The 12,687-nt window shown below is 56.2% G+C and carries 8 protein-coding genes; 3 read left to right on the forward strand and 5 right to left on the reverse strand.

The window, feature by feature from the left end; all coding sequences use genetic code 11:
• Positions 1-51: 51 nt before the first annotated feature.
• Both MHH28_RS24190 and MHH28_RS24195 read right to left on the reverse strand, forming a co-directional pair.
• Positions 52-3,093, reverse strand: coding sequence for a DEAD/DEAH box helicase (locus tag MHH28_RS24190; protein ID WP_405106246.1), 3,042 nt, complete (start codon positions 3,091-3,093; stop codon positions 52-54).
• Positions 3,090-4,727, reverse strand: a complete 1,638-nt coding sequence (locus tag MHH28_RS24195; RefSeq protein ID WP_405106248.1) for an SWIM zinc finger domain-containing protein — start codon at positions 4,725-4,727, stop codon at positions 3,090-3,092. The genes MHH28_RS24190 and MHH28_RS24195 overlap by 4 nt, the downstream gene beginning before the upstream one ends.
• 186 nt (positions 4,728-4,913) lie before the next feature.
• On the opposite strand from MHH28_RS24195, the gene MHH28_RS24200 reads away from it, so the two are divergent.
• The 3 genes from MHH28_RS24200 to kdgT all read left to right on the forward strand — a co-directional run bounded on the left by MHH28_RS24200 (position 4,914) and on the right by kdgT (position 9,530).
• Positions 4,914-7,232 (forward strand): helix-turn-helix domain-containing protein, encoded by a 2,319-nt coding sequence (locus MHH28_RS24200; protein WP_405106250.1) that lies wholly within the window; start codon positions 4,914-4,916, stop codon positions 7,230-7,232.
• Positions 7,233-7,478: 246 nt separating this feature from the next.
• Positions 7,479-8,429 (forward strand): tripartite tricarboxylate transporter substrate binding protein, encoded by a 951-nt coding sequence (locus MHH28_RS24205; protein WP_405117232.1) that lies wholly within the window; start codon positions 7,479-7,481, stop codon positions 8,427-8,429.
• A 96-nt stretch (positions 8,430-8,525) separates the two neighbouring features.
• Positions 8,526-9,530, forward strand: a complete 1,005-nt coding sequence (gene kdgT / locus MHH28_RS24210; RefSeq protein WP_405106252.1) for a 2-keto-3-deoxygluconate transporter — start codon at positions 8,526-8,528, stop codon at positions 9,528-9,530.
• Positions 9,531-10,070: 540 nt separating this feature from the next.
• Here the strand turns inward: kdgT and MHH28_RS24215 are convergent.
• The 3 genes from MHH28_RS24215 to MHH28_RS24225 form a co-directional block, all read right to left on the reverse strand.
• Positions 10,071-10,964, reverse strand: a complete 894-nt coding sequence (locus MHH28_RS24215) for a copper amine oxidase N-terminal domain-containing protein (RefSeq protein ID WP_405106254.1) — start codon at positions 10,962-10,964, stop codon at positions 10,071-10,073.
• Between the two features lie 162 nt (positions 10,965-11,126).
• Positions 11,127-11,732 (reverse strand): phosphotransferase enzyme family protein, encoded by a 606-nt coding sequence (locus tag MHH28_RS24220; protein WP_405106256.1) that lies wholly within the window; start codon positions 11,730-11,732, stop codon positions 11,127-11,129.
• 6 nt (positions 11,733-11,738) lie between these two features.
• On the reverse strand, positions 11,739-12,644 hold the full coding sequence (locus MHH28_RS24225; RefSeq protein WP_405106258.1) for an effector binding domain-containing protein: 906 nt from the start codon (positions 12,642-12,644) through the stop codon (positions 11,739-11,741).
• Between the last annotated feature and the right edge of the window lie 43 nt (positions 12,645-12,687).

Below are 12,687 nucleotides of genomic sequence, written 5' to 3' on the forward strand. Positions count from 1 at the left end.
ACCTGTAGCAGATAAAAGACAGCCGGAGCAGGGGGTATCCGCAGCAGCGGGTTATCCCACCCATTCCCGGCGCAGTGTGAACAGATCCTTCAGCGCGTCTGTGGACAGCTCGGTGATCCAGCCCTCGGAGCCGGAGATGACGTCATCGCTAAGCTGCTGCTTGCTCTCCAGCATCTCGTCAATCTTCTCCTCCAGCGTGCCGAGCGAGATGAACTTATGCACCTGTACATCCCGGGTCTGGCCCATGCGGTAGGCACGGTCCGTGGCCTGATTCTCGACCGCCGGATTCCACCAGCGGTCGAAGTGGAACACGTGGTTAGCGGCCGTCAGGTTGAGGCCGACTCCGCCCGCTTTGAGCGAGAGGATGAATACATTCGGCTGATCGGACGGCTGGGCTCCGGCGCCTGCACCCGAAGCAGCTTCGGGTGCAGGCGGCGCGGGAGCCTGAAACCGCTCAATCATGCGGTCGCGCGCGCTCTTCGGCGTGCTGCCGTTCAGATATAGCACCGGCTCCTGTAACTCCTGCTGGAGTACAGCCTGGAGCATTTTGCCCATGCCGACATATTGGGTGAAGATCAGGCAGCGCTCGTTCTCCTCGCGCAGCTCGCGGACCATGGCGAGCAGCCGTTCCAGCTTCGCAGAGCGTTCTATCAATGAGGCGGTGTCCAGCGTGCTACCGGCTTCCGGCTCGGGCAGCGCCTCCTTGGTCAGCAGCATCGGATGGTCACAGAGCTGCTTCAGGCTGGTCAAGGCGGCCAGAATGGCTCCCTTGCGTTCAATGCCCTCCAGCTTCTGCATCCGTTCAAGCAGGCTGTTCACGTTCTGGTCGTAGAGTGCGGCCTGCTCGGCCGTCAGATTGATGTAGGTCTTCATCTCATTCTTATCCGGCAGATCAAGCTGGATGGCCGGGTCCTTCTTCTTGCGGCGCAGCATGAACGGCTTGACCAGCCGCTGCAAATCTGCCGTCCGCTCGGCATTGCGCTCCTTCTCAATGGCATTTGCGAACCGGTCCTGGAACCCCTTCGGGCTGCCCAGATAACCCGGTGTGATGAAATCGTAGATCGACCACAGCTCGGACAGCCTGTTCTCAATCGGCGTTCCGGTCAGGGCGATCCGGTGCAGGGCCGGGAAGCTGCGCACGGCGGCGGACTGCTTCGTTCCGGCATTTTTGATATTCTGTGCTTCATCGAGGCATACGGTTGCCCAGGTGAACTGCTTCAGCAGCTCCTGGTCCAGTGCAGCGGTAGCGTAAGAGGTGAGCACCACATCCGCCTGCGAAGCCGCGCCGTAGAAATATCCGGCATCCAGCCGCCGGCTTCCGTAATGCAGCATCACATTCAGGGAAGGCGCGAAGCGCTGCAGCTCCTTCTGCCAGTTGCCCAGCACGGAGGTCGGGCAGATGATCAGCGAAGGCCAGCCGGCCGGTTCGGTCTGCCGTCGGGCCACCGGCGCGCCGGAAGCCGCCGCTTGCTCCTCCTGCTCCTTCAAATGGAGCAGGTAGGAGATCAGCTGCACTGTCTTGCCAAGCCCCATGTCATCGGCCAGGCAAGCGCCCAGCCCGAAGCGGCGGAGGAACACCAGCCAGGCGAAGCCCTCATGCTGGTAGCTTCTCAGCTCGGCATGCAGACCGGCCGGCACCTCCGGCTTCGGCCACTGGCTGCGCTGCCCCAGCTGACCGATCAGCCTCACCAGATGCTCGTTCAGCTCAACCTCCAGCCGGACGCGGACCGCTTCCTCTTCGGCACGCTGTGCTTCGGCTTCCTCCGAATCGCCGTCTGCACCTTCGTTCAGCAGGTGCAGCTGCAGGACATCCTGGAAGGACAAGCCGCGCGACTTGTCCATCCCGGCCATGGCCCGCTGAATCTGCGCCAGCAGCGCAGGATCCAGCGGAATCCACTTGCCGCGGAACTGGACGAGGCGTTCCCCGCGTGCCACGAGGTCGGCGAACTCCGCCTCGGACAGGTCGGCGTCGCCGATGGAGATGCGCCAGTCGAAATCGACCAGCGCATCCAGGCCGAACAGCGACTGCCCGCGGCTGCCTTCAGCCGTGCCGGAGCTGATCTTCGCGCGCAGGCGCGGCTTCCTGCGGCTGGCGGCCTCCCACCACGCCGGCAGCAGCACCTGCCAGCCGGCCTCCAGCAGGAGGCGGCTGTCGGCCGTAAGGAACCGCCACGCGACCTCGTCGCTTAGCGGCTCCGCCAGCACATCGGCGCCGCGCCCGATGTGCTCGGGAAGGCTGTCACGCAGCCGTGACAGCCACCCGCCCGCGCGCTCGTGGACATGCTCTGTCCACGCTGCAGGCCAAGTGCCATGCGGCTCGCCGTCCCCGGTGAGCCGCAGCGGCACAAGCGCGGACTCGTCGCGCTTGTCCTGGAGAAGCAGCTGGAGCCGCCAGTGCGGCAGCTCATCGTCAGGCTCAAGCAGCTGCAGCACCGGCCGGAACGGCGCGGTGTCTGCCTTCCAGCCGATGGACATCAGCCAGCTGTCCTCGTCCATACCGGCTGCGCTTCTCCCGCCTGTGCTGAACAGCAGCGGGAATTCGCTGCGCAGATCACCGGCCTGCGCCTCGGTGCTGTAGTACCGCTGGAAGACCGCCGCCGAGAAGGCGGCCTGCAGCCCTTCGGCGAACCCGCTGCGCTCCTGAAGACGATGCAGCGCGGCCGCATCGTCCCAGTCCGCCTCGGCGGCTTCCGCCAGCGCCTGATCCGCCCAGGCCCAGCGGAGCTGGCCTTCACGGTAGGCGGCGAAGCTGGGGGCATACTGCCGGGCCTCCAGCATTCCGGCCAGCAGCGGGGCCAGCCGGGTCAACAGCTGGGCATCGCCCTGCCAGCTCCAGCCGACATGCCGGAGCAGCCGCAGGTCCGCAAAGAACGGAAGGACCTGCTCGGCAGGCAACACCACCAGCTCAACCTCATCGGCCTTCGAAGTGCTAAGCTCCGTGCCGTAGAAGGATTCCTCATGCCAGGCGAACAGCTTCTGCTTAAGCTGGACACCGGGCATATAATCATCCCGGTCATCCACACCGTAGATCAGCGCGTCCCCGTACTGTGTAAGGGCGAGCTGGACGGTAATATTGCGCATTTTTGTAGTCATGGAATCAATTTTCCTTTCCGCAGCTCCTCCTGAAGGGCGCGCAGGCGGCTGTGCCTGTCCAAGAAGCCGTCCAGGAACAGCTCCCAGCGCGCTTCGCGCTTCAGTTTTTTGTACAGCTTGGCGAGCCGCTTCAGCAGCTTCACGGCCGCTTTGTAGCTGTGCCGGTTCTTCTCCAGCACGAAGCGCTCCACCGCCTGATGATAGAACGGCAAGAGCAGCTCCGGCGCATTTTTCTCGATGGGCTGGAGGTCGCTTACCCGGAAGTCGGAAGGCTGATGGCCGGAGGAGAGCTGCATGTCCATCCATTCCTGCCATTGGCCGTAGGCGAGCAGCTGGACTTCATAGATCTCGCGTGAGAGCGGCAGCATGCCGGACAGCGTATCCCACATCAGCGGCTCCGCTTCGGGCAGGTTCCGGACCGCCTCATCCCAGTAGCCCGCATAATCCAGCAGATTGTACATCCGGCTGTTCAGCAGCGGGCCAAGCGCGGCCAGCCACTGCGTCAGGCGATCCCACTGGCCGGCTTCCGCCAGCGGAGGCAGGAAGCTCATCAGCTCCTCCGGGTGCAGCCCGGGCCGTTCGGAAGCTGTGTGCAGCTTCTCAATAGCGGCCGCGTCCTCATGCAGAGAAGCAAGCATCCGGCTCTCCGCCAGCAGCAGGGCATGGCGGGGAGCAGCGGAGTTTAGTGCGGCTCCGGCCTTTTGCAGCTCCTCCAGCTCCTTGGTATACAGCTCCGGTCCGCTTAGATTCGGGGTAATCCAGTTCATCCACAGCAGGCTGTAACAAGCAGCGAAATAAGGCTGTTCCCTGGCGCGGTCACGGGTCTCGGACAGCATCTCGCTCCGCAGATAGGCAATCGTGTCGTAGACTCTGGTCCACTCTTCAGGGGCCTCCGCCAGCGGCAGACCTTGCTCCATCAGCTTTATGATATGTTTTTGCAGCTCGGAAATGGCAATAGAGGTATAGTAGCCCACGGAATAACCAAGGGACATGGGGTTCGCCGCGGGGGAATGCCCGCCGGGTCTGAGGATGCTCTCCAGCACACAGAGATGAGCATGGAGCTTGAACAGCTGGGCAGCAGCGGGAGGCAGCTTAGGCTGGCCCCCGGTGATGGCAGCGAGCGCCCGGTCGGCATACTGCGGGTTACGCACCGTATGGGCAAGCGGCTCGACCAGCAATGCCATGTATTCACGCCACTGCTGCACCGTAGCCTGAGGAATCAGGGCCGCCAGCTTTTTCAGCTGCTCGCCGCGCCGTCCCGGAACAGCGAAAGCCGCAGCGGAACGGATCATAGGCCGGTCCACCAGGGCCTTGGCGTTGGCGATCGAATGCACAGGCTGGTCCTGCTCCTCCGCGTATCTCATCAGTACGGCCGCCATATGCTTGCACATCCCGGATACAGGGCAATTACAGGTGCTCTCTTGCAGATGGTCCAGATCTATGGAGACCATATAATCCTCCCGGCCTTCCACAATGGACATCATTCTCCGTTCTTCCATCATCCTGAAGACCTGCACGCGCTGCTGCTTATAATATTGAAACCCCCGTTTCAGGGTCAGATCATCGAAAGAATGGGCGACCTCCGAGATGAGCTTATCCCACCCGGCAGCATCCATGATATAGTTTGACTGCATCGCTATCGTTCTCCTGTAGCAGATTGGGTGAATCCATCGTTCCATTATATCATTATTGAAATGGGTTATCCCCGAAAAGTCTGAAATCCTGACAGGTATGATATGCCCCATATTGAAATATTAGGGGAACATGCTAATCTGAAATCTAAACCTATGAGCGACCGCTGGAAGGATGAAGCTTAAGCAATGCTGCGATTTACAATGAAATATCTGCTGCACAACAAACAGAACCGTCTGATTCTGCTGCTGACGGCCGGAGTGTCCCTTCTGATTACTATGATTGGTCTATTCTCCTATAGAGAGTACCGCAATGCACTGGACACCGAGCTGAATACGCCGAATATTGAACTGCTGCAGATTAACGTGGATGTGACGAACCGGGCCTTCCGGGAATCCGACAACAAGGCGGTGGATCTGTCCTTTCATCCCGCTGTACTGAGCTATATCGGGGCGGCTGAGGCGGATAACCGGGGCAGAGCCGCAGCGGCGCAGGAATACCTCAAGGCGCTGGCGACAGAGCCGGATGTGCATGCAATCAGCGTCGTCAAGTTTAAGGACCAGTCTGTGCTCTCCAGCCGCTACGGCTATGTACCGTCCTGGGACGAGGCGCCGGAGCATGAATGGGAGTCCTGGATCGGGGAGATGAAGGAGAAGCCGCTTCTGATCAAAAGATGGCAGTATACCGGCGCCGGTTCCCGTCCCGGAGATACCGAGCTGCTGTCACTGGCCCGGCCGGTGATGGTGAACGGCGAAGTCGCCGGTGCCGTGCTGATTGATCTGGATTACGATACGCTGTTCTCCAAAATGTACACCCACCTCTCCAGCTACCAGCTCGTATTCAACCTGGAGGGAGAGCTGATCTACCCCAAGCTGAATCTTCCGTTCCCGCTGACGGAGCTGAGGAATGTGCTGGAAGACATAGATGTCAGCCCCTTTGCCCATGTCACCATCGGAGGCCAGGCCTATATGGCGAATCAGACCTTCTCCAATGTGACCGGCTGGCGGCTGCTCTCGCTGGTACCGATGGAGCAGCTGCTGAAGAATGTGAAGATTGCGCGCAATATGATGCTGATGCTGTCGCTGATCTCCATCGCTGTAGGGCTTGCCGCCATGTATTATTACAATTTCGCCGCCTTTCGTCCGCTCAAACGGATTAACAGGCTGCTGCTTCCTGAGCAGAAGGCAGCCGGGCAAGGCGGGCTGTATGATCTGGAGCCGGTCATCGGCAAGCTGGTCGGTGATTTCCGCAGTAAATCGCTGGTGGCGGACTGGAGTCTCCCTGAACTACGCTCCAAATTCCTGCAGGATCTGATCACAAGAAGTATCGGCACGCAGGAGACACAGACCAGGTTTGAGCATTATTTTACCGGCTGGAAGGAAGGGCCGTTCGAGCTGCTGGTCTTATCCATCGACCGGCATACCCAGTGGTCTGCGGACTTTAAGGAAGAAGATCAAATGCTGCTCAAATACGCGATGATCAATATGGCCTATGAAATCTGCGAGGCTTCCTGGCGGACTGTGGCCGCTTCACCGCAGCAGGACAGTCTCGTCATCCTGTTACAGGCGGCAGGCGGTGAGGAGACAGAGCTGTATGCAGATGCCCGGAGGCTGGCGGCTGCCATGCTTGAAGTGCTGAAGATTCCGGTGTCCGTTGGCATCGGTGAACAGGCGGCCTCGATTGCCGATATCTCCCGGTCTTACTTAGAGGCGCAGGCGGCGCTCTCCTACCGGTTATATGAAGGTTATGCCCATGTACGGGTATATTCCAGCACAGAGAACACATATGAAGAGAGCATCGGGGCGGCAGATGAGGTCTGGAAGCAGGAAATGCTGAACGCCCTGAGAGCATCGGATGCCGCCGCTGCACAGGATTGGGTCCGCAGAGGGATGGCCGAGATCCGCAAGCGGGGAATTCAGCCGCAAAAAGTATTCCGCTCGGTCAATGACCTGCTGGAGGAGATTCTGCATATGGCGGCTGCCGGGGGATACCCGGTGCCTGCGGAGCTGGCTGACTACACCTGGCATCAGGTGACCACGATGGAGCTTAATGAGATCGGGCAGATGCTGTGCAGCATAGCGGTTCAACTGGCGGATGCCTTCGGAGCACACCGGCAATCGAAGGAGTTCCTGCTGGTTCAGAATCTGATCCAGTATATGCAGGAGAATCTGCAATTCAATATCGGGCTGTCGGATATCGCCTCCCATGTGAACATGGGGGTGTCCTCAGTGAGTACCATCTTCAAGGAAGAGACGGGGACCACGGTATATGATTACCTGACCAACTTGAGAATCGATAAAGCCTGCGAGCTGCTGCAAGACAGCAGTCTGAGAATTGCCGAGATTGCCCTGCAGGTGGGCTACCAGAATGAGAACAGCTTCATCCGGGTCTTCCGCAAGATTAAATCGACCACACCCGGCAAGTTCAGGGAGAGCAGCAAATCTTCCAATGAATATGCAGATCGGCCAAAACCGCGTCATTCCGGCGTTTTTGAGGATTCGGAATAAGATTATACGATTGAAGGAATACCCCCGAGTGCGATAAAGTTCTATTTGAGAAAAATTTCACAGCCTCCCTGACAGGCGGCTGATACTCAGAGAAACCGGGGGTGAGGGCACGGGCGTACGGCCAGGCATAAGCATCACAATTCGGCAGGCTGCCCGATTACTTCTAATTAGAGAAGAGGGATGGACTTGAAACGTACAACTCGAATAGGACTCTGGACAGCAGCTGTAGCAGCAGTGGTCCTGCTGATGCTTAGAATCGGCAATCCGGCGGGCGGCGGCCCGGGTCAGGAGACTGCCGTCACCGGGTATCCCGGACGGCCGATCACTCTGCTTGTGCCCTATGCCGCAGGCGGGGGAACGGATGCTACCGCGAGAGCGCTCGCCACCGAAACAGAGAAGGTGCTGGGCCAGCCGGTGATCGTGGTCAACCGCACAGGCGGCGGAGGCTCCGTAGGACTGATGGAGGGCGCGAACGCCAAGGGAGACGGCTATACCGTCACTTTTTTGCCGGCCGAGCTGACGATTCTTCCGCATCTGGGATTATTGCCGATTACCTATGAGAGATTCAAACCGATCGCTCAGACGAATTTTGATCCTTCCGCTATCACCGTAAGACAGGACGCACCATGGCAGGACGTCAATGAATTTCTCGACTTTGCGAAAGCGCATCCAGAGGAACTCAAAATGGGGAATGCAGGAACGGGGAGCATTTGGCACTTGGCCGCCGTAACCCTGGAACGGGAGACTGGTGTGAAGTTTGCACATATTCCCTTTGAAGGTGCAGGACCGGCCGTCTCCGCCTTAATGGACGGATTCGTGGATGCGGTACCGGTCAGTCCCGCCGAAGTGAAGAAGTATGTGGATGAAGGGAAGCTGCGGATACTGGCAGTCAATGCCGATAAGCGCTCAGAGGCGTTGCCGGATGTGCCGACCTTGGAAGAGCAGACCGGAATTCATGTGAACTTCACGGGAACATGGAGAGGACTGGCAGTGCCGAAGGATACGCCGGATGCCATTGCGGAGGTATTGGCTGCGGCATTTATCAAAGGGACCGAAGACAGGGATTTCCGCGCATATATGAATGCGAACGGGCTGGGGCTGCTGGTGAAGGACGGCAAAGCCTTTGCGAAGCAGCTCAAGGAGAGCGATGATCTATTCGCCGCCATGATCCCGGAGCTGGGACTAAGCCGCAAGTAGTCTGCATGCAATGTGAAAGCGTCATCAAAAGTGTAAGATCACATAATTTGCAATATTATAAACACTCATCATGAGTAAGAAGGGTAAGGTAATCATATGAAAATCAAAAAGACATTGGACCGTATTCCCGGCGGAATGATGCTGATTCCACTGTTTCTGGGAGCAATCATTCACACTGCTTTTCCTGATGCGGGCGAATATTTCGGAGGGTTCACCAAAGGCCTGATGACCGGCACCGTGCCGATTCTGGCCGTATGGTTCTTCTGTATGGGAGCCGCGATTGATGTCAGAGCCACCGGCACCGTACTGCGCAAATCGGGTACGCTGGTATTGACCAAGATCGCCGTGGCCTGGGTCGTTGCCATGATCGCCATCCAGTTCCTGCCCGAGGGCGGGGTGCAGACCGGCTTCTTCGCCGGACTGTCGGTCCTCGCCATCATCTCTGCCATGGATATGACCAACGGCGGCCTGTACGCTTCCATTATGCAGCAGTATGGTACCAAGGAAGAATCCGGTGCCTTCGTGCTGATGTCGCTTGAATCCGGTCCGCTCGTCACCATGCTCATTCTGGGCAGCACCGGTGTGGCCGTGTTTGAACCGCATCTCTTCATCGGCGCTGTCCTGCCGTTCCTTATCGGGTTCGTTCTGGGTAACCTGGATCATGATCTCCGCGCCTACTTCGGCAAAGCCACCCAGACACTCATTCCCTTCTTCGGCTTCGCTCTGGGCAGCTCGATCGACCTTGGCGTGATTGTGGACACCGGCCTGCTCGGCATTCTGCTGGGAATTGTCGTAATCATCATTACCGGCATCCCGCTGATCCTGGCCGACAAGTTCATTGGACGCGGTAACGGTACCGCCGGATTGGCAGCCTCCAGTACCGCCGGAGCTGCGGTCGCCAACCCCATGCTGGTGGCGAACATGAAGCCCGAATTCCTGCCGGCCGCCCAGTCCGCTACAGCGCTGGTAGCCGCATCCGTAATCGTTACCTCCATTCTCGTCCCGATCATCACCGCCTACTATTCCGACTACATGAAGAAGAAGAACCCCCCGCAAGCAGAGGGCCCTGTCGATGCTAAAGTTCAGAAGGCAGTGGGATAAACAGCGGATAACAACGAATTAATAACATATTAGAGCAATTAAATTCTATGTCAATTAGAACCTCCGGACAGCGTTAGGGCTGCTCCGGAGGCTTTTTTGAAATATAAGAATTTATATGTTTCACATGATAACTTATCCTTCCATTTCTCGCTGAAACGGTATCGTCCTTTAAAAGGACGGCAAGGCCGTCTCCACTTGATTAGAAAAACCTTATTTCAGCAAACGCAGGCTGCGGAAAACAGAATACAATCGGTGTTGCTGCGAAGAGGGAGGGGACCCCATGCTCCGTAGCATGTAACATTGTAGAGAAATCCTGCAAGAAGTGCAGCAATACTGCCCAATAGAAACGCCAGATGCTGAAATCCTGCATGAAATGCAACAAAGCCAGCGCAAATTTGCTTTAAACACCGGAATTCCTGCAAATGATGCAACAATGTACTGTGTCCAGTAACCTTTTTCAAAGGAATCCTGCAAAATGTGCAACAATGCGATCCATACAAGCAGTCCGCGACCGGGAGCTAACTTTGGCATATAGGTTCCTTACTCGGGGATGGCCCGGATCAGCTCCGTGTAAGAGAGGCCGGGGAATTTAAAGGTTGTTACAGTCCCGTCGCTAAGAGTGTGATAGCCGCTATAAACACCGTTGCTGTAGCTAAAAGAATCCTGAAACAGATCGGAAATATACGCTGGCTGCACACCGCCGAACGTAGTTGCAGGATAACCGGGGAGATCGGCTTCCGAAGCCTGCCATACGGCTGTTGCCGTTGTGCCAGTAATCTCAACAACTGTGGTTATTTCTCCATTGCTGTAGGCATAGCGGCTGGCGTCCTTTGAGGCAAAGGAATAGGTGTAGTATTGGGACTCATCACTTTGTACACTCGTACCCGGTTTGAAAGAGTAGCGGACCGGCAACGAAATGGCCGCCAGGCGCGCCTGCTTAAGATCTGCTGAATGGATGGACTGGGCATCAGGAGTGAAATTCTTGGATTGAATGAAGAGAATTTCCCGTATCTTTTCATAGTACACATTGTATCCGAACGCCTCACTGACAAACTTTGCGGGAACCATAATTCGTCCGTTGTAATTATTGGCTTCACTATCCATTTGTACAGGTACGCCATTCTTGTAAGCAATAGGCTGTCCCTGAGTCATCTCAAAGAGGTCGTTGGAGGAATTCGTGATCGTTACCGCATGGCGGATAGCGTCCCATGAATATTGGAGTCCTAAGGAAGCAAGCGTGCGGATGGGAATCATAATTCGGCCGGATAGTATAAAAGGACTGCGGTCGGCGGAGATAAAAGCACCGTTGATGTTAACCTGTAGAGGTCTTGTGGTGGATTGGGCAGGGCTGGAAGCAGCAGCGGCGGAGCTAATGCCCGCAAATAAGAATAAGAGGATCAGACAGAACGGAACTAACCTTTTCAGTATAGGCATTGGTAGCTCATTCCTTCCAAGTTATGTATATCTTTTGATTATAACGTGAGATTACAAGGATGTTAAGATTGCGCGCAGATGAAAAACAAGCCTTCCAGACGCCGTCAGGGCATAGGGAAAGCTTGTTAAGATAGGGACGGGGTCACCGCAGAATTCTGTTAGCTATAAGATAAAGTCACAACCCTCAAAGCACTGCCCCCTAGAAATTAGCGTCACCGCATGAGCAATAGCAGCTTGTTGCAATTCAGACAGTTCAGACTCATCGCCGTTCCAATCACCCAGCCACCAGAAATAGGAGCAGATATTCCGGTAGTCCATGAACATAGGGATCTGCCCAATCCAGTAACCGGATAATACATGATACACAGAGTATCCGGTCAGAAATTCATTCAGAAAGTGAGCAGCAAAATTATTTTTGGACTGCCGGTCTTCCTTGGGAGAACCCCACCAGACAGCATGGACGGCTGCGATTGCTATATCAAGGGCGTACCAGCCATAGATGCTGTCATCGAAATCAAACACCGTAAGCTCATTTTTGTCGATATGGAAATTATACGGATGGAAATCATTGTGGATGAGTCCATATGAATCCGTATCTCTTGGCAGGCTGGAAAGGACATCCTCCAGGGCTTCCAATTTGTCTATCAGCATCCGGTAGCGGCCTTGGTGCAAATAAGGGTTAGCGATGCGCCGCCTTCCCCAGTCAGACCTTCTTGCGGCGGGATCTGCTGGAGAATAGCTGTCAAATATACTAATACTTAAGTCCAAATCATTTTATTTCTTCGCTACAGGAATCCATACCTCGCATATACATTCATCTTGCTCATCGTTCGTCCAGAAGTATTTCTCGATGCACGGTCCTTCTACTTGCTCAAAGCCTGACGACGGGAACCATTCCGAATAGATCCGCCGCCACACATTCTTAATGTCTGATCCCAGCTCCGGGTCATTGGGCACCTTATCCAGGCAATCGAATACTGCATAGGTCTGGTCAGGTATAGTCAGATTAACCAGCTCCTCTGGCACCTTCTGTCCTTCCGGCAGCTCCATTCCCATCAGGTAACGTTTGGTCCCATCCTCACGGAAGTCATAATAATAGCCAAAAAGCAGCGAGTCCGCAGGTCTTCCGGCAATTTCGTTAATCCGGTCATGTGTCCCGTCGTTCCAGATTTTCTCCACGAACGCAGGGATTTCGGTATAAGCATCCTGGTGGATGATAACCTCCTGCCCCATGACGCTGTAGCCCTTCTCTTCAACCATTCTGTAATTCATTTCGCTTTCCCCTTTGATCTGAATTTGAAAGGAGAGGCGGGGGAATGACTTGAGCTTCACGTTCTTTTTCTTCGCCATATTGGGAGTCACCCCATGTACCCGCTGAAATGCTTTGGCGAAGGACTCCGGCGTCTCGTAACCATACTTCAGCGCAATGTCGATCGCCTTGCCGTCTGTTCCCGCCAGCTCTTCCGCCGCCAGTGTGAGCCTCCGGTTACGTACATATTCAGTAACGGTAAAGCCCGTCAAGGCATGGAACATCCGCTGAAAATGATATTTCGAGGTCATTGCCGCTCCGGCAATATCCTCAACGCCAATGGCGGAGTTCAGGTTCCGCTCCACATAATCAATCGCCTGCTGCAGCAGCCGTATCGTCTCCACATCCTCACCGTTCCTTTCACTATTCATTGTAGAGGAGCAGGCAGGGAGGGGCCTGACCGGGAATGCTCTG

The organism is Paenibacillus sp. FSL K6-1217 (assembly GCF_045040735.1).
In the GTDB taxonomy this organism is placed as follows: domain Bacteria; phylum Bacillota; class Bacilli; order Paenibacillales; family Paenibacillaceae; genus Paenibacillus_AQ.